At 61.0% G+C, this 21,243-nt stretch carries 21 protein-coding genes and 9 tRNA genes; 23 read left to right on the forward strand and 7 right to left on the reverse strand.

The features are described from left to right. Positions 1-12: 12 nt before the first annotated feature. On the reverse strand, positions 13-855 hold the full coding sequence (locus FLQ44_RS11665) for a class II glutamine amidotransferase (RefSeq protein WP_147694499.1): 843 nt from the start codon (positions 853-855) through the stop codon (positions 13-15). 181 nt (positions 856-1,036) lie between these two features. Here FLQ44_RS11665 and FLQ44_RS11670 point away from each other — a divergent pair, with 181 nt between their 5' ends. Beyond that, entirely contained in the window at positions 1,037-1,621 is a 585-nt protein-coding gene (locus tag FLQ44_RS11670) for an Ntn hydrolase family protein (RefSeq protein WP_147694500.1), read from the forward strand. Continuing rightward, positions 1,618-2,496 (forward strand): Hsp33 family molecular chaperone HslO, encoded by an 879-nt coding sequence (hslO, locus tag FLQ44_RS11675; RefSeq protein WP_147694501.1) that lies wholly within the window; start codon positions 1,618-1,620, stop codon positions 2,494-2,496. Before FLQ44_RS11670 ends, hslO begins: the two co-directional genes overlap by 4 nt. 58 nt (positions 2,497-2,554) lie before the next feature. Here hslO and FLQ44_RS11680 read toward each other — a convergent pair whose 3' ends face one another. From FLQ44_RS11680 to guaB, 4 genes are all read right to left on the reverse strand, one after another. Further along, complete coding sequence (locus FLQ44_RS11680; protein WP_147694502.1) at positions 2,555-3,415, reverse strand: HDOD domain-containing protein; 861 nt, start codon at positions 3,413-3,415, stop codon at positions 2,555-2,557. A 68-nt stretch (positions 3,416-3,483) separates the two neighbouring features. Next, complete coding sequence (locus tag FLQ44_RS11685) at positions 3,484-4,569, reverse strand: pyridoxal phosphate-dependent aminotransferase (protein ID WP_206208850.1); 1,086 nt, start codon at positions 4,567-4,569, stop codon at positions 3,484-3,486. Positions 4,570-4,632: 63 nt separating this feature from the next. Continuing rightward, complete coding sequence (locus FLQ44_RS11690; RefSeq protein ID WP_147694504.1) at positions 4,633-5,526, reverse strand: alpha/beta fold hydrolase; 894 nt, start codon at positions 5,524-5,526, stop codon at positions 4,633-4,635. Between the two features lie 217 nt (positions 5,527-5,743). Continuing rightward, positions 5,744-7,207, reverse strand: coding sequence for an IMP dehydrogenase (gene guaB / locus FLQ44_RS11695; RefSeq protein ID WP_147694505.1), 1,464 nt, complete (start codon positions 7,205-7,207; stop codon positions 5,744-5,746). A 137-nt stretch (positions 7,208-7,344) separates the two neighbouring features. Here guaB and FLQ44_RS11700 point away from each other — a divergent pair, with 137 nt between their 5' ends. The 15 genes from FLQ44_RS11700 to FLQ44_RS11770 all read left to right on the forward strand — a co-directional run bounded on the left by FLQ44_RS11700 (position 7,345) and on the right by FLQ44_RS11770 (position 14,746). After that, positions 7,345-7,743 (forward strand): DUF4124 domain-containing protein, encoded by a 399-nt coding sequence (locus FLQ44_RS11700; RefSeq protein WP_147694506.1) that lies wholly within the window; start codon positions 7,345-7,347, stop codon positions 7,741-7,743. Further along, positions 7,743-9,545 carry an excinuclease ABC subunit UvrC gene (gene uvrC / locus FLQ44_RS11705; protein WP_147694507.1) on the forward strand — a complete coding sequence of 601 codons (1,803 nt, stop codon included), beginning with the start codon at positions 7,743-7,745 and terminating at the stop codon, positions 9,543-9,545. The genes FLQ44_RS11700 and uvrC overlap by 1 nt, the downstream gene beginning before the upstream one ends. A gap of 17 nt (positions 9,546-9,562) precedes the next feature. Beyond that, entirely contained in the window at positions 9,563-10,144 is a 582-nt protein-coding gene (gene pgsA, locus FLQ44_RS11710; RefSeq protein WP_147694508.1) for a CDP-diacylglycerol--glycerol-3-phosphate 3-phosphatidyltransferase, read from the forward strand. A 97-nt stretch (positions 10,145-10,241) separates the two neighbouring features. Further along, positions 10,242-10,317, forward strand: a tRNA-Gly gene (locus tag FLQ44_RS11715). A 25-nt stretch (positions 10,318-10,342) separates the two neighbouring features. Continuing rightward, positions 10,343-10,418, forward strand: a tRNA-Gly gene (locus FLQ44_RS11720). A 25-nt stretch (positions 10,419-10,443) separates the two neighbouring features. Beyond that, positions 10,444-10,519, forward strand: a tRNA-Gly gene (locus tag FLQ44_RS11725). Positions 10,520-10,544: 25 nt separating this feature from the next. Next, positions 10,545-10,620: transfer RNA gene (locus FLQ44_RS11730), tRNA-Gly, on the forward strand. Positions 10,621-10,645: 25 nt separating this feature from the next. Further along, positions 10,646-10,721: transfer RNA gene (locus tag FLQ44_RS11735), tRNA-Gly, on the forward strand. Positions 10,722-10,746: 25 nt separating this feature from the next. After that, a tRNA-Gly gene (locus FLQ44_RS11740) sits at positions 10,747-10,822 on the forward strand. A gap of 25 nt (positions 10,823-10,847) precedes the next feature. Continuing rightward, positions 10,848-10,923: transfer RNA gene (locus FLQ44_RS11745), tRNA-Gly, on the forward strand. A gap of 50 nt (positions 10,924-10,973) precedes the next feature. Next, a tRNA-Cys gene (locus tag FLQ44_RS11750) sits at positions 10,974-11,047 on the forward strand. A 304-nt stretch (positions 11,048-11,351) separates the two neighbouring features. Continuing rightward, the gene (gene hmpA / locus FLQ44_RS11755; RefSeq protein ID WP_147694509.1) at positions 11,352-12,560 is read left to right on the forward strand and encodes an NO-inducible flavohemoprotein; all 1,209 of its coding nucleotides are present in this window, start codon (positions 11,352-11,354) and stop codon (positions 12,558-12,560) included. 78 nt (positions 12,561-12,638) lie between these two features. Then, on the forward strand, positions 12,639-13,100 hold the full coding sequence (locus tag FLQ44_RS11760; protein ID WP_147694510.1) for an RrF2 family transcriptional regulator: 462 nt from the start codon (positions 12,639-12,641) through the stop codon (positions 13,098-13,100). A 163-nt stretch (positions 13,101-13,263) separates the two neighbouring features. After that, positions 13,264-14,547 (forward strand): acetyl-CoA C-acetyltransferase, encoded by a 1,284-nt coding sequence (locus FLQ44_RS11765; RefSeq protein WP_147694511.1) that lies wholly within the window; start codon positions 13,264-13,266, stop codon positions 14,545-14,547. A 114-nt stretch (positions 14,548-14,661) separates the two neighbouring features. Next, positions 14,662-14,746: transfer RNA gene (locus FLQ44_RS11770), tRNA-Leu, on the forward strand. A gap of 63 nt (positions 14,747-14,809) precedes the next feature. Here the strand turns inward: FLQ44_RS11770 and FLQ44_RS11775 are convergent. Beyond that, positions 14,810-15,814 (reverse strand): phage integrase, encoded by a 1,005-nt coding sequence (locus FLQ44_RS11775; RefSeq protein WP_147694512.1) that lies wholly within the window; start codon positions 15,812-15,814, stop codon positions 14,810-14,812. Then, positions 15,795-16,415 carry a helix-turn-helix domain-containing protein gene (locus FLQ44_RS11780; RefSeq protein ID WP_170252952.1) on the reverse strand — a complete coding sequence of 207 codons (621 nt, stop codon included), beginning with the start codon at positions 16,413-16,415 and terminating at the stop codon, positions 15,795-15,797. Before FLQ44_RS11780 ends, FLQ44_RS11775 begins: the two co-directional genes overlap by 20 nt. Positions 16,416-16,754: 339 nt before the next feature. Between FLQ44_RS11780 and FLQ44_RS11790 the strand changes: the two genes are divergently transcribed. The 6 genes from FLQ44_RS11790 (at position 16,755) to FLQ44_RS11820 (ending at position 21,242) form a co-directional block, all read left to right on the forward strand. Next, positions 16,755-17,075 carry a hypothetical protein gene (locus FLQ44_RS11790; RefSeq protein ID WP_147694514.1) on the forward strand — a complete coding sequence of 107 codons (321 nt, stop codon included), beginning with the start codon at positions 16,755-16,757 and terminating at the stop codon, positions 17,073-17,075. Positions 17,076-17,077: 2 nt separating this feature from the next. After that, positions 17,078-18,886: a replication endonuclease gene (locus FLQ44_RS11795; protein WP_147694515.1), complete on the forward strand. Its 1,809-nt coding sequence runs from the start codon at positions 17,078-17,080 to the stop codon at positions 18,884-18,886. Then, on the forward strand, positions 18,883-19,173 hold the full coding sequence (locus tag FLQ44_RS11800; protein WP_147694516.1) for a hypothetical protein: 291 nt from the start codon (positions 18,883-18,885) through the stop codon (positions 19,171-19,173). The genes FLQ44_RS11795 and FLQ44_RS11800 overlap by 4 nt, the downstream gene beginning before the upstream one ends. A 48-nt stretch (positions 19,174-19,221) precedes the next feature. Beyond that, positions 19,222-19,431: a hypothetical protein gene (locus FLQ44_RS11805; RefSeq protein ID WP_147694517.1), complete on the forward strand. Its 210-nt coding sequence runs from the start codon at positions 19,222-19,224 to the stop codon at positions 19,429-19,431. A 74-nt stretch (positions 19,432-19,505) separates the two neighbouring features. Then, positions 19,506-19,775, forward strand: a complete 270-nt coding sequence (locus FLQ44_RS11810) for a hypothetical protein (protein WP_147694518.1) — start codon at positions 19,506-19,508, stop codon at positions 19,773-19,775. A 96-nt stretch (positions 19,776-19,871) separates the two neighbouring features. Beyond that, positions 19,872-21,242: a hypothetical protein gene (locus FLQ44_RS11820; protein WP_170252953.1), complete on the forward strand. Its 1,371-nt coding sequence runs from the start codon at positions 19,872-19,874 to the stop codon at positions 21,240-21,242. The last annotated feature ends 1 nt before the right edge of the window (position 21,243 follow it).

Here is a 21,243-nt window from a genome sequence, read left to right on the forward strand (position 1 = left end):
GGTGCAATGTGGTTAGCTTTGCGCTGGATCAGAAGATGCTGCGTCATTCCCGCAGCAGTTGGCCGGGCGTGTGGCGGGTAGGGTAATGCTGCTACGCCGTACCACGCCGTCTACAAACAGTGCCAGCTCGCCGTCCTGCATGGCGGTCCAGGTTTCGTTGTCGGTTAGCGGTACCGTGGCAATCACCGCCACGCGGTCGTCCGGCGTGGTGACGGTGGAAAAATCCACGGTCACGTCGTCGTCCACCAGGTGGGCGGTGGGGAACGGCGCCTTGCGCACGATGTAGTGCAGCTTGGTGGAGCAGTGGGTAAACAGCCACTGGCCGTTGGACAGCATGAAGTTGAACACGCCGTAGCCGCGCAGCGTGGCGGCCAACCCTTCGATGGCGTCAAACAGCTCGTCCAGCGACGGCGGCTGGCACCAGCGCTGGCGCAGCTGTTCCATGATGTAGCAAAAGGCGGCCTCGGAGTCGGTGCTGCCTACCGGGTTGTAGTGGCAGCCGGTGTCGGGCTGGAAGCCTGCCAGGTTGCCGTTATGGGCAAAAATCCAGTACTGGCCCCAGATCTCGCGCTGGAACGGGTGGCAGTTGGCCAGGTTCACCTCGCCTTGCGTGGCCTTGCGGATGTGCGCGATCACGTTTTCCGACTTGATGGGGTACTGGCGTACCAGCGCCGCCACCGGCGAATCGGCCGAGGGTTTGTCGTCCAGGTACAGGCGCACGCCTTTGCCCTCGAAAAAGGCAATGCCCCAGCCGTCGGCGTGGTGGTCGGTGAGCCCGCCACGGCGGTGGAAGCCTTCAAAGGAAAACAGGATGTCGGTGGGCGTATTGCAGTTCATGCCCAAAAGCTGGCACATGGGGGTGTCCGTGTTCAATAGATGGCCTATTGTTTCATGCAGGGGCGGCTGCGCCAAGCGCCATGCGGCCAACCGGCTGCCTTGGGGTGGGCTTGTGATTTATGAGAAAATCCCGATATGTGTTTTCCGGGGCCGGCCGGCAGCAGTGCTGCGACCGGCCCGACGTAACCGAAAGGCAGGCATGACCACCATCGTTGTTGTAAGCAAAGGGGCAGAGATTGCCATTGCGGCCGACAGCCAGACCACGTTTGGCGACGACCAGAAGCTGCTGGCAGCCTACGACGTGCACAGCAACAAGATCTTCAAGCTGGGCGACAGCTACCTGGCCATTGCCGGCTCGGCCGCGCACGACCTGGTATTGCAATCGGCACTGAAAGGCATGAAGTCGCGCGACTTCAGCAGCCGTGCCGGCCTGTTCGAAACCTTTCGCAAGATTCACCCCAAGCTGAAAGACCATTTCTACCTGCGCCCGGAAGAGGAAGAAGACGACCCGTACGAGTCCAGCCAGATGATGGTGCTGGTGGCCAACGCCCACGGCATCTTTGGCGTGTACCCCATGCGCGAGGTGTACCAGTTTGCCCGCTACTGGGCCATCGGCTCGGGGCGCAAGTTTGCCATGGGCGCCATGCACGCCCTGTTTGATACCGACATGACAGCCAGCCAGATTGCCGAAGCGGCCATCCGCGCCGGCTGCGAGTTCGACGCCAGCTCCGCGCTGCCGTTGACGATTCACACTATTCAGCAAGAAAAGGACACCCGCTCATGAGCCAACACGATACTTTGCAACGCTTTCTGTTTGACGGCATCCCCGTGCGTGGCGCACTGGTACGCATGGACAGCGCCTGGCAAGAGGTGGTGGCACGCCATCAGTACCCGCCCGCCATCCGCCATGTGCTGGGCCAGATGCTGGCGGCCAGCAGCCTGCTGGCGGCCAACCTGAAGTTTGACGGCACACTGATCATGCAGCTGCACGGCAAAGGCGCGCTGCGCCTGGCCGTGGCCGAATGCACCAACGACCGCACCGTGCGTGCCACCGCCCGTTTTGACGACGGTATTACCGATGCCCCGCTGGCCGAGCTGCTGGGCGAGGGCGGGACGTTTGTGATGACCCTGGAGCCGAAAGACGGCGAGCCGTGGCAGGGCATTGTGGCGCTGGAGGGCGACAGCATTGCCGCCATGCTGCAAAACTACATGCAGCGTTCCGAGCAGCTGGAAACCCACCTGGTGCTGGCCTGTAACGACGACACCGCCGCCGGCCTGCTGCTGCAGCGCCTGCCCGACGGCCATGGCGATGCCGAAGGTTGGCCGCACGTGAAGGCGCTGGCGGAAACCCTGCAGCAAGACGAGCTGCTGCAGCTGGACGCGCTGGACATCCTGTACCGCCTGTACCACCAGGACGCCGTGCGTATCTTCGACCCGGCCCAGGTCAGCTTTGCCTGCAACTGCAGCACGGAGCGCGTAGGCGACATGCTGAAGCTGCTGGGTGGCGAAGAGGTGGCTGGTGTGGTGCTGGAGCAGGGCAGTATCGAAGTGGGCTGCGAATACTGCGGCCAACGTTACGTGTTTGACGACGAAGATGTAAACACCCTGTTTGGCATGGACGTGGTGGCCGCCGTGCGCGCCGAACAGCAGCGCCACTAATATCTGCTGCCGTAAAAACAAAACCCGCCGTGTGGCGGGTTTTTTTGTGCGCGCTGGCTTACAGGCCAGCGTGGATGCGGTCGTGCATCTCGTCTACCCAGTCTTCAAACTCCACCTCGTGCATGCCCAGGTAGGCAATCAGCTCTTCCGAGCGGTCTTTCCAGCCCGGGTCGCCGTTCTGGTCGGTGCTGGTGCGCCAGATGTGCTGTGAGGCACGGGCGACGGCAATCATCATCTTGTGGCTATGGTCCAGCAGCTCGTCGTTGCTGTCCTGGAACAGGTCGGGGTTGTGCTGCAGCAAAATTGCCTGGCCAAAGTCTTCCGGCATGTGCCAGGTGCGTGCCACTAGGTAGCCCACCACATCGTGGCTGGTGCCATGGAATTCTTGCTCGATCTTGCTGATCTGGCGGTCGCGTGCCTGGGTAATCAGCCGCAGTGTGCGTTCGTAGTTGGGGTAGCGCATCAGCATCACGGCAATGCCACAGCTGCGGAACAGCGCAAAGCTCTGGCATTCGTCTGCCGGGCGGCCCAGCTTTTCGCACAGGCTGGCGGCGATGGATGCCTCGTGCATGGTGCGCTCCCAGAACTGCTCGATGACCGGCGGGTTCTGGCTGGTAAGCGTCAGGCGCAGCAACAGGCCGTGCACCAGATGAACGATATTGCGTTCGCCCAGCAGGTTGACGGCTTGCAGGATGGAGGTCAGGGTGCGGCCGCTACCAAAAAACGGGCTGTTGGCCGCTTTTAGGATGGCGGCAGACAGCCCCAGGTCGCTGCCGATGATGTCGGCGACATCCATCAGGCTCATGTCCGCATTGCTGCGCAGGGCTACCAGCTTGTCCAGAATCTCCGGGCGGGGCGGGATAACCAGGTTGCGCACCAGGTCGGCGGTGGTGCTGGCGTCGAATTGAGGGACCTTCATTGCTAAGGATCCGGTATAGGCTGGGTTATAGGAATTTCAACTCATTCTAGCAGTGAAGGCCGGCTATTTCATGGCGAAATCAGTGTCTGGAGCACCTTTTTTGTCAGCGAGTCGGGATGGGCGGTAATGCGCAGAATGTGCTGCATGGCCGGGTGCGGCGGGCGGTGTACGGCAACGCCTTGAAGCCACAGCGCTTTTTGCCGCGCCAGCGCCGCGTCGGCATCGGCATAGACGATAGCCAGGAAATTGGTATGCGACGGGACGACGCGCAAGCCACCTGCTTGTAGCGCCTGCTGCAGTGCGTCGCGCAGGGTCAGCGTCTCGGCAATCAGCTGCTGGCTGCAGGCTGGCTGGTCCAGTGCGGCCACGGCGGCGGCTTGTGCCACGCTGGAGGTGCCGTACTGGGTGCGGATCTGGTCGGCCTTGGCCACCCATTCTGCCGGTGCCAGCGCGTAACCGATACGCAGGCCGGCCAGGCCGTGCGCTTTGGATAGCGTGCGCAGGCGGGCGGTGTCGGGCAGCGTGCCCTGGCGCTCGGCCTGGTCGCAAAAATCAATATACGCTTCGTCCAGCAGCAGGAAGGTGTCGGCAGGCAGGGCGGCGCGCAGCGCGGTGATGTCGGCCAGGGGCAGGTAGCTGCCGGTGGGGTTGTCGGGGTTGGCCAGGTACAGCAGTGAGGCCTGGTGCTGCTGCGCGGCGGCCAGCAGCGCGGGCAGGTCGTTGACCAGGCTATCGCCCTGCTGTGCGTACGGTACCTCCACGATATGCGCACCTACGCCTTCGGCAAAATAACGAAAGGTAGGGTAGGTGCCGGCGGTGCACACCACCACATCGCCCGGCGATACCCGCGCGCGCAGGAAGAGCGCGATCAGGCTATCGGCCCCGGCATCTACCACCACGTTGGCCGCTTCCACGCCATTAAGCGCGGCGGCGCGCTGCCGGATGGCGCCAGCGTACGGGTCCGGGTACAGCCGGGCCAGCTCGTACAGCGCTTCGCCCCATTGTTGGCTGACGGTGTGGCCGGCAATGGCCATGCTTTCATTGGAGCCGATGCGGCTGTCAATGCGGCGGCCTATCAGGGCTTCCAGCCGTGGCAGGCCGGGGAAAGGGTTGTTGATGGTGACGTCTTGCAGGTGGCGGGCGTAGCGTGGCATGGTGGTATCCATAAAAACTGATGGCATGACACTAAGGCAAAACGCGGCGGCGTGCCATGCCGCTTATTTATAAGTAAAGAACGCGGCCAACGTATCGGCCAGCGCGGCCGGCTGCTCCCACTGGATCATGTGGCCAGCGTCCGCAATGGTGGTTTCCGTCAGCTGCGCAAAGCAGGCGCGGCGCTCGGGCAGGGTATCGAACACGCCCTTGGCCATGGGGTGGTCCCACATATCGCCGCCGATTACCCACAGCACCGGCGCGCTGATGCGCTGCCAGCAGGCTTTGGCTTCCTCTAGCCGGTACAGCACGGGGTTCACCATCTTGTGGCGCGGGTCGGCGCGGTATTGCAGCTGGCCATCCTGCTGATGGCACAGTGCAGCGGCCATGTGCTGCGCGTAAGGCAGCGCCATGCGCGGGTTGCGCGCTTGCAGCTTGGCGGCGACCTCGTCCAGGCTGGCCAGCGCGGCAAAAGCGGGGGCTTGCTGTTTTTCGCGCAGCCAGCGTGCGTAGCGGCCGGGTGCCTCGGCGGGGCGGGTGGCGGTCAGGCCAAAGCCTTCTACCAGCGCCAGCCGCGCCACGCGGTCGGGGCGGATGCCGGCATACAGGCCGGCCACCATGGCACCCATGCTGTGGCCGATAAGGTTGGCCGCATGGTGCGGGCTGTAGTGCTGTAACAGTGCGTCCAGGTCGGCCAGGTAGTCGGGCGAGTAATAGCTGCCGTGGTTCCACGCGCTGTGGCCAAAGCCGCGCCAGTCGGGTGCCACGATCTGCCAGCCGCCAGCCAGGCGGTCTGCCACAAACTGGAAGGTGTCGGCGCAATCCATCCAGCCGTGCAGCATCACCAGCAGGGGCGCATCGGGCTGGCCCCAGCGGCGAATGTGGTAGGCGTGGCCATTAAAGGTGTGCCACTCGCTGCGTGGCGGCTGCTGTGGCTGGTAGGGCAGGGTGGGGTGCATGCAGAATCGCAACCTGAATCAATCGGAGGCGCCTAGTGTACGCACAGGAGGACGCAGATGACGAGTAGCGACACCCGCCAGCGCCATGTACAGCGTGTTCTGCAGGTGGCCGCATGGGCGCTGCGCCGCCCGCCCCGTTTGTGATGGCCGGGCGAGCGCCCAAAGAAAAACCCCGCAGCGCGCTGCGGGGTTTTTTGCGGCCAACCTTGGCGCGGGCTTAGCGGCCCACGTTGTAGTTGGGTGCTTCTTTGGTGATCTGTACGTCGTGCACGTGCGATTCACGCATACCGGCGGACGTGATTTCCACAAAGCCGGCTTTTTCGTGCATCACGTCGATGCTAGGGCAACCCAGGTAGCCCATGGACGAGCGCAGGCCGCCCACCAGCTGGTGGATAACCTGGGCGATCGGGCCCTTGTACGGTACGCGGCCTTCGATACCTTCCGGTACGAACTTGTCGGCAGCGTTGGAGCTGTCCTGGAAGTAGCGGTCGGCCGAGCCCTGGCTCATGGCGCCCAGGCTACCCATGCCGCGGTACGATTTGTAAGAGCGGCCCTGGAACAGCTCTACTTCGCCCGGGGCTTCTTCGGTACCGGCAAACATGCCGCCCAGCATTACGGCGTTGCCGCCGGCTGCCAGTGCCTTGGAGATATCGCCGGAGAAGCGGATGCCGCCGTCGGCGATCATCGGTACGCCGGTGCCTTTCAGGGCTTCGGACACGTTGTGGATGGCGGTCAGCTGCGGTACGCCTACGCCAGCCACGATACGGGTGGTGCAGATGGAGCCTGGGCCAATGCCCACTTTCACGCCGTCAGCACCTGCTGCTACCAGCGCCAGTGCTGCGTCGGCAGTGGCAATGTTGCCGCCGATCACGTCTACCTGCGGGTAGGTTTCCTTCACCCACTTCACGCGGTCCAGCACGCCCTGGCTGTGGCCGTGGGCGGTATCCACCACGATCACGTCCACGCCGGCAGCCACCAGCGCTTTTACGCGCTCGTCGGTGTCGCCGCCAGTACCCACAGCAGCGCCTACGCGCAGGCGGCCCTGGCTGTCTTTGTTGGCGTTAGGGTGTTCGCTGGTCTTGATGATGTCCTTGACGGTGATCAGGCCTTTCAGCTCGAAATCATCGCCAATCACCAGCACGCGTTCCAGGCGGTGGGTGTGCATCAGCTCGCGGGCTTCTTCGATGCTGGCACCTTCTTTTACCGTCACCAGGCGCTCGCGCGGGGTCATGATGCTGGCTACCGGCTGGTCCAGACGGGTTTCGAAGCGCAGGTCGCGGTTGGTTACGATGCCGACTACCTTGCCATCCTGGATCACCGGCAGGCCGGAGATCTTGTGCTGGCGGGTCAGCAGAACCAGGTCGCGTACCAGCATGTCCGGGGCGATGGTGATCGGGTCTTTCACCACACCACTTTCATGACGCTTGACCTTGGATACCTCCAGGGCCTGTTTTTCGGCGCTCATGTTTTTGTGGATGATGCCGATGCCACCTTCCTGGGCCATGGCAATTGCCAGGCGCGACTCGGTCACGGTATCCATGGCGGCGGAAACCAGTGGCAGGTTCAGGCTGATGTTTCGGGTAAGACGGGTGTGGAGGGCAACGTCACGCGGCAGTACTGCAGAATGGGCCGGGACGAGGAGAACGTCGTCGAAAGTGTAGGCTTTCTCGATGATGCGCATCTTCGCGTTTCCTTAGGCGGCAAAAACGCATTATACCGACCTGCCGCGCCAAGTGCAAAATGTGATGGCGGTTTTGCCTATAGTGTGCATGCAGTGTATAAAGTGGCCGTTTGCTGCTGACTGCAAAGACGGTTTTCATGAGAAAAGACATAGTGATAGCAGCGCTGCTGCTGGCTGCCTGCGGCATGGCCCAGGCCGAGGTCTACAAATGGGTAGATGCCAACGGCCGCGTGGTGTTTTCCGACCAGCCGCCGCCAGGCAAAAAGGTAGACAAGATCAAAGTCTACCCGGGTGGGGTGCAGGTGCCACGCCAGGCGGCCTCTGCGCCGGCTGCCGCGCAGGGTGCCGCCGGCCTGGACGCGGATGTGAAAGCGCTGAACGAGCGCATCGAAAAGCACAACCGCGACGTGAAAGCGCAAAACTGCAAAACCGCCCAGGCCAACCTGGCCGCGCTGGACCGCCCTGGTGCCAAGGCGGGTCGTGAAGACATGCTCAAGCGTGCGCGCGAGGAAGTGCAGATCTGGTGCGGTAAATAATGCAACCTGCTTTTGATTACCGGCCGGTACTGGCCAGCCTGCCCGGTTTGCCCGGGGTGTATCGCATGTTCGATGCAGCGGGCAATGTGCTGTATGTGGGTAAGGCCATTGATCTGAAAAAGCGCGTTAGCTCCTATTTTCAGAAAAACGACCTGAGCCCGCGCATCCAGCTGATGGTGGCGCAGATCGCCAGCATCGAAACCACGGTGGTACGCAGTGAAGCCGAAGCGTTGATCCTGGAAAACAACCTGATCAAGGCGCTGGCGCCCAAGTACAACATCCTGTTTCGCGACGACAAGTCCTACCCCTACCTGATGCTGTCCGGCCACGCCTACCCGCAGCTGGCCTATTTCCGCGGCGACCCGAAAAAGCCGCATCAGTACTTTGGCCCCTATCCCAACGGCTACGCCGTGCGCGAGAGCATCCAGATCCTGCAAAAGGTATTCCGCCTGCGTAGCTGCGAAGACAGCGTGTTCAGCAACCGCTCGCGGCCCTGCCTGTTATTCCAGATCAAGCGCTGCACCGCGCCCTGTACCGGCGAAATCAGCGCCGAGGCCTACCGCGAAGACGTACGCGGCGCCGTGGCTTTCCTGCAGGGCAAGCAGAACGAGCTGATCGACGCGCTGACCGAGCGCATGTTGGCCGCATCCGAATCGCTGGCGTTCGAGCAGGCCGCCGAGCTGCGCGACCAGATCCAGGCGCTGGCACGGGTGCAAGAGAAACAGTTCATCAGCAGCAATACCAGCCAGCTGGACGCCGACGTAGTGGCCATTGCCGCGCACGGCGGCCTGGTGTGCGTGAACCTGGTGATGATCCGTGGCGGGCGCCACCTGGGCGACAAGAGTTTTTTTCCGCAAAACGCCGATGAAGCCTCGCTGGCGGCCAACCTGGAAGCCTTCCTGGCGCAGCATTATCTGGGCGTGCCGCTGCCTGCCGTCATTATCCATAACGAACAAGTATCGCCCGAGCTGCAAGCGCTGCTGATCGAGCAGGCAGAAAAGCGCCTGGCCTTTGTGGGCAACCCTATCGGCGAGCGCCGCGTGTGGCTGGAAATGGCCGAGAAAAACGCCCAGCTGGCCATTGGCCAGAAAATACTCAGCGTGGCCGGCCAGCAGAGCAGGTTGGCCGCACTGGCCGAACTGATGGAAGTCGAGCAGGTGGCGCGGCTGGAGTGTTTCGATATCAGCCACACGCTGGGCGAGGCCACGGTGGCCTCGTGCGTGGTGTACGACCGTGGCGGCATGCAGCCGTCGGAATACCGCCGCTTCAATATTGAAACCGCCGCCGCAGGCGACGATTACGCCGCCATGCGCGAGGCACTGACCCGCCGCTACAGCAGGTTGGCCGCAGAAGAAGGCAAGCTGCCAGACGTGCTGCTGATCGACGGCGGCAAGGGGCAGGTGGGGGTGGCGCTGGAAGTGCTGGCCGAAGTCGGGGTGGATGTGCCTATTGTCGGCGTGGCCAAGGGCGAGGAGCGCAAGCCGGGTCTGGAAACGCTGATCGTGCCGCATCTGCAAAAGACGTTACAATTGCCGCGCGATCATGCCGCCCTGCACCTGATACAAACCGTGCGCGACGAGGCGCACCGCTTTGCCATTACCGGCCACCGCGCCAAACGGGCCAAGGCGCGTACCTCGTCCACGCTGGAAGACATACCGGGCGTGGGCCCCACGCGCAGGCAGCGCCTGCTTACCCGTTTTGGCGGGCTGCGCGGGGTGGTGGCAGCCAGTATCGACGACCTGGCCCAAGTAGACGGCATCAGCCGTGCGCTGGCCGAAAAAATTCATAATGCACTGCACTAGCACACCAGAGCCGACACATGCCCTTTAACCTGCCCATTCTATTAACCTGGCTGCGCGTAGCCCTTATCCCTGTCTGCGTGGCGGTGTTCTTTCTGCCGGATAGCGTGCTGCTGCAGCATCACCGTAATAGCCTGGGGGCCTTTATCTTTGGCCTGGCCGCCGCCACCGACTGGCTGGATGGCTACCTGGCGCGCCGCCTGGGGCAGACCTCGGCCTTTGGCGCGTTTCTGGACCCGGTAGCCGACAAGCTCATCGTGGCCGCCGCGCTGATCCTGCTGGTAGAGCTGGGCCGGCTGGAAGGCTGGATGGCCATGATCATCATTGGCCGCGAGATCGCCATTTCGGCATTGCGCGAGTGGATGGCCGAGATGGGGCGCCGTGGCAGTGTGGCGGTGGCGTATATCGGCAAGCTGAAAACTGCCGCCCAGATGGTGGCGATTTTGCTGCTGCTGTACGCCGGCCCGCTGGTGCCGGGGCTAAGCACCGTGCTGGCAGGAAAATTATTCATGATTGTCGCTGTCATATTGACTTTGTGGTCAATGGTTTATTACCTGCAGATGGCAGCGCGGGAATTCTCAGGCAAAAAAATTGATGTTTGAGTGTTGACACCCCCGAAAAGATCATTATAATTCGCCTTCTCTTAACGACGCAGCGACGGAAACGACGCAGCAGTCATTAAGAAAAACCAAGTTTTATGCGGGAATAGCTCAGTTGGTAGAGCGCAACCTTGCCAAGGTTGAGGTCGCGAGTTCGAGCCTCGTTTCCCGCTCCATAAAACTTAAGCAGCACCATGCGACGCGGGAATAGCTCAGTTGGTAGAGCGCAACCTTGCCAAGGTTGAGGTCGCGAGTTCGAGCCTCGTTTCCCGCTCCATAAAACTTAAGCAGCACCATGCGACGCGGGAATAGCTCAGTTGGTAGAGCGCAACCTTGCCAAGGTTGAGGTCGCGAGTTCGAGCCTCGTTTCCCGCTCCATAAAACTTAAGCAGCACCATGCGACGCGGGAATAGCTCAGTTGGTAGAGCGCAACCTTGCCAAGGTTGAGGTCGCGAGTTCGAGCCTCGTTTCCCGCTCCATAAAATTTAAGCAGTACCATGCGACGCGGGAATAGCTCAGTTGGTAGAGCGCAACCTTGCCAAGGTTGAGGTCGCGAGTTCGAGCCTCGTTTCCCGCTCCACAAAATTTAAGCAGTACCATGCGACGCGGGAATAGCTCAGTTGGTAGAGCGCAACCTTGCCAAGGTTGAGGTCGCGAGTTCGAGCCTCGTTTCCCGCTCCACAAAATTTAAGCAGTACCATGCGACGCGGGAATAGCTCAGTTGGTAGAGCGCAACCTTGCCAAGGTTGAGGTCGCGAGTTCGAGCCTCGTTTCCCGCTCCACAGATTGTTCAAATTGTTTGAATAGTTTAATGTTCAGGCAATCAAGTTTTGGCGCGGTAGCAAAGCGGTTATGCCCCGGATTGCAAATCCGGTCAGTCCGGTTCGACTCCGGACCGCGCCTCCAGATAAAGCCCGATAGATCAATGATCTGTCGGGCTTTTCTCATTTCATCCCTCTCCAGATAGCACTGCCCGTCAGCTCGCCACGTTGGCCGCGGGCGCTGCGTGCTTGGCCTGTTTGCGGTGACACCGCCCGGTAGGGCAAGGTTGGCCGCACAGGGTGCGACACACATCTGGCAATCATGGCTTGCCCGTGCAATCTTTAAGATGTATATTTTGCACATCTTAAAGAGCAGGCGCGGTGGTTTTGTCACGACGCCTGGCTTTTCATCTTAAAGATGCATTTTTAACTCATCTATTGGAACCATCATGCTAGACCTCGCCACCCGCCAGTTGGTAAAAGCTACCGCCCCCGTGCTAAAAGAGCACGGCGTGGCACTGACACGCGTTTTTTATCACCTCATGTTCCACCACAACCCGGAGCTGAAACAGATCTTCAATCAGGGCCACCAGCAGGCCGGTACTCAGCAGCAGGCGCTAGCCATGGCGGTAGCGGCGTACGCCGAGCACATTGATGATCCTTCCGTGCTGGCCCCGGTGCTGACGCTGGTTGCCAATAAGCACGCCAGTATCGGCATTCGCCCCGAACACTACCCGATAGGCCGGCGCCACTTGCTGGCAGCCATTCGCGAGGTATTGGGCGATGCGGCCAACGATGCGCTGCTGGCGGCCTGGGCTGCGGCCTTTGACCAGCTCGCCGACCTGCTTATTACCGAAGAAGCGGGCCTGTACCAGCAGGCCGCCACCCAGCCAGGTGGCTGGAGCGGCTGGCGCGCCTGCCGTGTGGTGCGCAAGGTGCCAGAAAGCAGCGAGATCACCTCGTTTTATCTGCAGCCTGCCGATGGTGGCCCGGTGCCGGCCTACCTGCCGGGCCAGTATGTCACCGTGCGGGTGATGGTGCCGCAGCTGGGTATCATGCAGCCGCGCCAGTACAGCCTGTCTGCCGCGCCCGGTGGCAGCGCCCTGCGTATTTCGGTAAAGCGCGAGGCCGCGTCCGACCTTAGCCCGGCCGGTATGGTGTCCAACACCCTGCACGCCGATGTGCCCGAGGGCGCGGTCATTGATGTCACCCCGCCGATGGGTGATTTCTGGCTGGATACGGCAGCCAGCACGCCGGTGGTGCTCATCAGTGCCGGTGTCGGCATTACGCCGATGATCGCCATGCTGAACGCGCTGCTGCAGGCTGCCAGCCCGCGCCCGGTGCAGTTTCTGCATGCCTGCCGCAGCCCGTCCGTGCAAGCCTTTGGCCCGCACCTGGCCAGCCTGGCGGCAGAACACCCGCAGCTGGCAGCGCATATCTGGCATGAAGAAGCCACTGCGGGCGCGGCGGCGACGGCGCTGCATCAGCATGTTGGCCGCATGCAGCTTGGCGCAGCCCATACCCTGCCCGACGCCGACTACTACCTGTGCGGCCCGCTGCCCTTCATGCAGGCGCAGAAAGCCAGCCTGCTGGCACTGGGTGTCGCCGCCGCACGTATCCATGCCGAAGCCTTTGGCACCGGCGGCAACGGCATCTGATGCCACGCTGCCTGCAGCACTTTGTCAGCCTGCTGCGGGCAGCGTATGCTGCGCACTGTTTCCACGCTGCGTACCACCATGCAACTCACCCAATTTACCGACCTGGGCCTGCGCGTACTGATGTACCTCAGCTACCAGGAACGCGAGCAGCCTGTCACCATTAGTGAAATCGCCGAGCGCTTTGCCATCTCGCGCAACCACCTGGTAAAAGTGGTACACGCCATGGCGCAGCAAGGCTGGCTGGCCACTACCCGCGGCAAGGGCGGCGGCCTGGCTCTGGCCATGCCCGCCAGCCAGTACCGGCTAGGGCAGGTCATCCGCCAGCTGGAAGACATCACCACCCTGATAGACTGTGCCCAGCCACCCTGTGCCCTGCGTGGCCAGTGCCGGCTGAAAGGCGTGCTGGACGAGGCGCTGGGCGCCTTCTTTACCGTGCTGGACCACTACACCCTGGCCGACGTCGTCGCCCAGCCCACCGGCCAGGCCATTGCCATCCTGCATCGTTTGGGCAGTAGCAGCCTGCCCGTGCCAGACGCCTAGCCGTGCGCGCGCGGGCAGGGCGAGGCAGGTTGGCCGCAGCGTTGTGGCCAGCAGGGCTTGAGGCAAATTAAAACGCGTGTTTAACTGTGTGCCAGCGCTGCCGCCACGGCAGCAGGCAGCGGCCGCAGAGCCGCCCCGCACACACCAACACGAGGAATCCCCCATGCTGCACGGCACCCCACGCAAAGTCGCCATCGTTGGCGCCAACCGCATCCCCTTCGCCCGCTCCGGCACCGCCTACAGCCAGCTATCCAATAGCACCATGCTCACCGACACCCTCAAAGGGCTGGTGGACAAATACGGCCTGCAAGGCAAGCTGCTTGGCGAGGTCGTGGGCGGCGCAGTGATGAAACACGCCCGCGACTGGAACATGGTGCGCGAATGCGTGCTGTCCAGCGGTCTGCACCCCCACACCCCGGCCTACGACATCCAGCAAGCCTGCGGCACCGGCCTGGAAGCCACCATTCTGGTAGCCAACAAAATCGCGCTAGGCCAGATCGACGTGGGCATTGCCTGCGGTACCGACACCACCTCCGACGCGCCGGTAGCCGTTAGCCGTGGCCTGCAGCGCGCGCTGATGGACATCAACGCCGCCCGCAGCACCGCCGACAAGCTCAAGCTGCTGCCGCGCCTGCTCAACCCGGCCAACCTCAAGCCCGATCTGCCTGCCAACGCCGAGCCGCGCACCGGCAAAAGCATGGGCCAGCACGCCGAAATCACCGCCCAGCGCTACGGCATCACCCGCCAGGCGCAAGACGAGCTGGCACTGGCCAGCCACCAGAAGCTGGCCGCCGCCTACGACCGCGGCTTCTTCGACGACCTGGTCATGCCCTACCACGGCCTGCAGCGCGACAACAACCTGCGCCCCGACAGCAGCCTGGACAAAATGGCCAAGCTCGCGCCAGCCTTTGCCCGCAACGGTGGCACCATCACTGCAGCCAACGCCTCGCCGCTGACCGACGGCGCCTCTGCCGTGCTGCTGGCCAGCGAAGACTGGGCCCGCGCTAATAATTTGCCCATCCTGGCCTACATCACCGCCGGCGAAGTGGCCGCCGTAGACTACATCGACGAACGCGAAGGCCTGCTGATGGCCCCGGCCTACGCCATCCCGCGCATGCTGCAAAAGCATGGCCTGACCCTGCAAGACTTTGATTTCTACGAAATCCACGAAGCCTTTGCCGCCGTAGTGCTATGCACGCTGGCCGCGTGGGAATCCGCCGAGTTTTGCCAGAGCAAGCTAGGCCTGCCTGGCGCGCTGGGCAGCATCGACCGCAGCCGGCTCAATATAAACGGCAGCTCCATCGCCGCCGGCCACCCCTTCGCCGCCACCGGTGGCCGTGTGGTGGCCACGCTGGCCAAGCTGCTGGCTGAAAAAGGCAGCGGCCGTGGCCTCATCAGCATCTGCGCCGCCGGCGGCCAGGGCGTTACCGCCATTCTGGAACGCTAAGCCGCCACGCGCGGCAGCAGGGCAGGGTGGGCAGCGCAGCCAGGGTTGGCCGCAGCCCACGCCGCCGGCATTGCCGCCCGGCCCGCTTTCGGCTAGAATCCGCACCCTGTCTGTGCCCCGGTGGTGAAATTGGTAGACACAAGGGACTTAAAATCCCTCGACTTCGGTTGTGCCGGTTCGACCCCGGCCCGGGGCACCACAAAGAAATCAAAGGCTTACCTGCTGGGTAAGCCTTTTTTCTTTATCTGGCAAATGTGAAGTGTCAACCGATTGTCAACCGCGATAGAGGGTTAAGTGCCGCTGCTTCTGCTAGATGGTCTGGTGATAGATGCGCGTAACGCATAGTCATGGTCAGCGTGCTATGGCCTAGGATGCGTTGTAGTGCCAGAATGTTGCCGCCATTCATCATGAAGTGACTGGCAAAGGTGTGTCTCAGCACATGGGTCATTTGCCCTTTGGGTAGTTCGATGTCTGTCCTGGCTACGGCATCCCGGAATGCTTCATAGCACGGGCCAAATAGTGCTCCCGTGTGCTGGCAAGCTTGCGCATGCAGCATGCTTGCCAGGTCGGCCGAGATGGGAACCGTCCTGTTTTTCCCTGATTTTGTCCTGCTAAAGTCGATTGCATTTTCCCTAAGCTGGCTCGAACGCAACCCTTCAGCCTCACTCCACCGTGCTCCAGTAGCTAGCGCGACTCTGGCCACAAGCCCGACATGGGCATTCTGGCTACGATCCAGTTCAGTCAGTAGAGTTTTGATTTGTTCAATTGTGAGGAAAGATAATTCGCTCTCCACGATCTTGAACTGTCGAACTGCCGAAAGAGGGTTTTCGCCATTCCAGTGACCGAGCCGCTTTAGCTCATTGAATACCGCTCGAAGATAGGCATGTTCCCTGTTGACGGTGTTTGCTTTGACGCCAGCATCAAGCCGAAGGCTTCGGTAGGCTGCAAATGACTCAGCTGTGACCTCCGTTGCCAGCGGGTTGCCCATCATGTCGGCAAGCTGCCTTAGCCGGTTGCGCGTGTGTTCTCCATCTCGCAGTTGTTGCCCGTGATGCTGCCACCACAGCTCGACCAACTCAGTTAGTCGCCGTCTGTCTTTCTTAGACTTGGGCGACCACTCGGGCTCTTGCTGTGTTTGTCCCTTGACCCACGTTTCCCACTCCAGCGCCTCGCGTTTGGTCAGGAACGTTTTTCGGAAACGCCTGTGGCCGCGTCCTCCCGGCTGGATGTCAACTAGCCAGCCAGCCTCAGTCTTTTTTATGCTCATTTGGAATGAAGTTCGGTAGTCTTATTAGTTCTGCGCTGCATTCTTCATCATTAGGATTGTTGTCAAATACTTCCCAGTTCAGGCTCGGATCGTCGAAGGATGCCAGTGTTTCCTTTATGCACATCTTGCGGGAGCTACCGATAGCTTCGAGAATAGGGCTCGGAACATCCCCTTCCTTGACGAACTCTTCGTCAATTCCATTTTTCAAGCAGTAATCGAGTAAGGCCACCCGTGCCTTCATGTATTTCGACGTCCAAGGCTTATCCCTCGGCACTTTCCGATACTCGTTCAAAGCAGGGCGAATCTGCCCTACCTCCGCGAAAGTTATGCCTGTTGTGATCCATAGCACGTACTGAGGCCACTTTTTAGCTGCGGCCTCGATCATGTCTGCTGTTGGTCGTTGCAATCCACGCTCAACCTTCCGCCAGCGTTGTGCAGACACGCCTGTTTCGCGTTCAAGCTGGGCATAGAACCCATGTTCGTGCTCTCCGGCAAGTACCGAAAGAGTCACAGCCAATCTTGTTTCAATAGAAGTTGGTCTTGACATGAAAATCTCTACAAGACTACATTTCGTCTTGGCAAGACGATTAACGGTCTTCATGGAGAACATTATGATCCATACGACGCAGCTTTCAAGCCTCTCAACAAGCCCTCTTGTAAGTCGAGAGCGCTTCGCAGAGATGGTTGGCGTCTCTCGCGACACAGTATGTAAGTGGATTGATAGGGGCTACATCCCCGTTGTCAATGTTGGTCGTTGGTCACTTGTTAACGTCGCGCTCTTGACCGTTCGCTGCCTCGAAAAAGAATTCAAACCGCTCTCTGACGACTCTATGGCTTTCCCTGTTCAGCCTGTTACTGCGGCCGCCCCGCAGCGCGCAAGCGCGAGGAGCGCCGTAGTTGCAGGCTGAACGCATTTCCCTGACCTCACGAGGACTATCCAATGAGCACTCCCACAGCTGCCGATTCCAAAAATCAGACCCGCTTCAACCAAGCGACTCTTGCAGGCCGCGTCAACGCCGTCCGCAAAGCCGACGATTCCGTTTTCACGGAAGTGACCCTTCCCGCACCGGATCAATACAGTCCGCCCGCAACCGTGGAGATTCGCAGCCGTAAGCGCTTGGGTCAGGTCGGCGAGACCATCGAGGTTCCGGTGATCTGCGGTGGCTACCGTGGCAAGAGTTTTCAGTACACAGACAAGGATACCGGCGAGCGCTTCACCCGCCGCCCCGTCGTCAACTCCTACCAAGCCATCGAGGATTGAGCATGCTGCACCCGCTGTCGCTTGAATATCGCCGCGCCTGCCTCACTGACGACAAGGAGTGGGTAGACAACTGGCTTCGCACCGTGCCGGCTCAGTTCGCCAAGCGGATTCGGCGACAGCACAACAAGCTGCTTTTTTCCGAGGAGTTCCGATACGACGGCGACGCCCGCCGTGCCGCAAATCTCTATGTGCAGGATCGTCGCGATCACTTCAAGGAAATCGGCGGTCGCCTCAATCTGGCTGCATCGGATGACGAACTGTGCCAAGCGGCCAGGCAGGCCGTGCAGCATGTCGAGTCCATCCAGCGCCTGCATCGCAGCGCCGACTTCGAGTGGCTGCTTACCCTGCTTGCAGACTATCTGCGTGAGCGTGATGTCTTCTTCTACGACGACGAAGCCGCCCCGGAAGGCTGCACGCGACTTCCTCAGCCAGAAAAGCGCGGTGTGACGCATGAAACGCTTTTCAAGCGCCTTGTTGACGAAGGCTTTTGGCGCAAGGTCTTACGCCGTGGCGTAGCCCGTAAGGTCGAGGCCGAAGCCATCCGCTGCGGACTCGTAAACCAGCGAGAAGGGCTCTACGTCAGCGATGACACTCTGTCCCGTTTCCGCGCCCATCGCTGCCGCAACCGGGCCTTGCTGGAAAGTCTGGTGGCATTCAACGAACTGGGCGACGAGTTCACGCTGGCCGAGCTGTCCGACCTGTCGGTGTCCAATTCCGACAATCGACGCGCCGAACTAATGACTCGAATTGCCGGATTCGAGACGATTGCTCGTTCGCTGGAGCATGCGGCGCTTTTCCTGACGATAACCTGCCCATCGCGCTTTCATGCTTTCCGCAAGCTGGGCAAGGGCAAGGTGATTGCCAACACCAAGTATTGCGGCAGCACGCCGCGTCAAGCCCAGCAATACCTTTCCGGCATGTATGCCTGCATTCGCGCGGAGCTACACCGTCGTGGCATCAGCCCCTATGGCTTCCGCATCGCCGAACCACACCACGACGGCTGTCCGCATTGGCATTTGTTGCTGTTTGCTCCCCAAGGTCAAGCCGCCGACATGATCGCTATCTTCCGCGACTACGCGACACGAGAGGATCGCGAGGAGCTTGCTGGTGGGGACGGACCTCGCTTCAAGTGCGTTGAAATCGACTGGGAGCGAGGCACGGCAGCGGGCTACGTGGCGAAGTATGTATGCAAGAACATAGATGGCCGCAAGAGCGACGGCGAGTCCATCGGCATTAACTTTGATGGCGTCGATACAGCGACCGCTGCAGAGCGGGTGCTGGCGTGGGCCTCGGTCTGGGGAGTCCGCCAGTTTCAGCAGGTCGGCGTCGCTCCCGTGACCCTATGGCGCGAACTGCGCCGCATCGCCACCAATGAGGGCATCGAGATTGGCAGCGATGTAATCAGCCGCGCCGCCGAAGCCGCCGACGCTGGCGACTGGGCAGAGTTCGTGAAGGTGCTTGGTGGCACCGGCCTGAAACTCGCCGACCTTCCCATCCGTCTTGGCCGCGAAACCGGGCGCACCAACCGCTACGGCGAGCATGTCGGCGTGCGCATTCTCGGGGTGGTCGATGCCGATGACGGTGTTTTCGTCAAATCACGGATTCATGAGTGGACGGTGGAGTTCGCCCCCGACCGCGAGCGCAGCGAGCCTTGGACTCGTGTCAATAACTGTACGACCGCCCGGCGCGGCGGAACGCCGCGTCTTTCCCCTCCGGTCGATCAACACTCGCTGCGCGAGCAGCGACATGGCTATCGGCCCGTGACGGCTTCTGCCATCGAGCAAGGCCCGTTCGCAGGAGGTGGCACATGAGCAGCGGTGGCATTCAGCAAGTGCTGGTCTGCGTGCCGGTTAGCGCCGCACCAAGCAGTGTGCAGCAGCAGCTTTGCCCCCGCGTCGGCGGTCAGTACTACAGGTCACAGCCGATGCAGGCGTATTTGCTGAACCCGGATTCTCAACAACAGATTGATGCCGCGCTGGAACCCTTCGATTACGCCTACGCGGCGGGCCTTTGGTCTTTGGCCTTCTCGACTGTTGTCGCCCTTTATTTCGCCAGTTATGGAATTGCACTGGTGCTCGGCTTCATCCGCCGGGCCTAGCAATGTGGCCGGGCGCTTTCCCGGATTATTCAACTCAAGGAGTTCACCATGTCTTTCCTGAAAAAAGCTGCTTTCGTCGCTGCTGTCGCCGCTCCGAGTCTTGCTCTGGCTGCTGGTCCCGACCTCACCAGTCTTACTGACTCGGTTAAGTTCGATACGGTTATCACGGCTGTACTCGCCATCGCAGGCTCTATCGCAACTGTGTATCTCGCGATTCGTGGTGCCAAGATCGTTCTGGGCATGATTCGCGGCGGTTAATCCTCTGGTGCCTGCTGGGGCGGGCATGTCCCGTCCCATTTCCTCTTCACCCCTGAACAAAACAGGAGTCTGCCGTGGTCGCGATTGATTTTACTCCCATCGTCTCAGCCTTCGTACCCGACAACATCGTTTCCGTTGCCCTGTCCGTTGCTGGCCTGCTCGCCGTGTTGTACGTGGTCTGCTTCGCGGTTATTGCGGTGCTGGTGACGATCCGCGGCGGTACGGTGGCGGATCAGGTTCGTTTCCTCGATAGGCTTTATCGCGAAAGTCAGTTCAAGAACCGTTACAAGCGCGAACAGCGCTCGCGGCAATACCGCGAGTGGAAAAAGCACAAGGGGTTGTAAGGATGACCATCGTGCAGCTCTGGTATCTGTTCATTTTCGCTTGGGGCGCGGTCTGTGGCATGGCCGTGACCTCGGCCTTCAACAAAGGAGCGTGAAATGAAGCGCCTGCTATCCCTGCTCCTTGTCCTGCTTGTCTGCTGCCATTCGGCTTTCGCCGGACAGGCGCTGCCGGTGACGCCCATGCAGCGCACCTTGAGCGGTGTGATCCAGCAAAAAATGTTCAAGAGGGGGTTTGCCGCAAATGATCCGCGATTTGGCGCGACAATTGATCTGGTTTCTTCCGGTACTGCTTCTGTTGCAGGCGCTACAGCCGCTGCCGTCGTGGCCGGAGCTATTACAGCCCCTGCCTGGGTTAGCGTGGCGGTTGCTGCTGGGGTGGGGGTTGTTGTTACTGCTGCGGTTAGTCTCGCCATCAATGGCGTGGTTGATTGGCTGTTTTCGGACAATCCAACAGACTCGACGCCGATAATCCAGAAGGTCAAGCAGCAGCCTGTCGGGAAAGGGCTACTTGCTGGTGGCCCATACTGGCAAAGCTCTATCTTGGGGATATATGGTTCCGATGCAATGTCCCCGATTCAAACAGCGGTCGCCATCAACTGGCCTGCCGACGTGACGAGTACCTACGAAATCGGCACCTGCACAAGCACGTCGAACCCGACCAAAACAACCTGCCTGATTACGCGTATAAATAAGTCAACCGGGTACAAGCAGACCGGCTATGCAGCAATCGGCGCGACCTATTACCCGTCTGGCGCACCGGGTACATGCCAGCCAGGTTACGTTTTTCGTAATTCAAGCTGTATTCCAGTGCCCGCGCTGAATGCCGCCCCGCAGGAATCGAAGGTCAGCATTCAGCAGGCAATCGACAACCTGTCATCAGAAGAGCGCGCCAAGCCGCTCAATCCTGAAATCGTCGCGCCACTCGCTGACAAGCTTTGGCGCGATGCGGCGGCGCAGCCCGGTTATAGCGGCGTTCCCTATCTGGCGAATGATCCCATCACCTCCGCCGATGTCGAGGCGTGGCGTCAGGCCAATCCGCAAGGCTGGCCTTCGGTGTCGGACTTCATCGCGCCGCAACCCGTCAGCAATTCGCCATGGAAGTTGCCAGCCACCCCAACCGCGACTACACAAGACCCGACCATCGCGACCTCGCCAAGCACGAATCCTGCCGCTAACAACCCGCAGCAAAACCTTGGCTCTGACCCCGGCATCGGTTCACCGAACCTTGAGACCACGCCGACCGCACAGCAGATATTGCAACCTATTCTCGATCTGCTCCCGGATTTTCGCTCGTTTGTCATGCCGTCGCATCAAGCCGCTTGCCCGAAGGCGACATTCGATGCCTTTGGCAGAAGCATGACCATGGATGTGCACTGCAAAATTTCCGAAGAACAGCGCGCCGCATTGCAGGCTGTCATGGTGGCGGTTTGGGGACTGGCTGCCGCGTTCATCATCCTGAGGGCCTGAT

Origin of the sequence: Vogesella mureinivorans, assembly GCF_007644035.1 — a bacterium.
Classification (GTDB): Bacteria; Pseudomonadota; Gammaproteobacteria; order Burkholderiales; family Chromobacteriaceae; genus Vogesella; species Vogesella mureinivorans.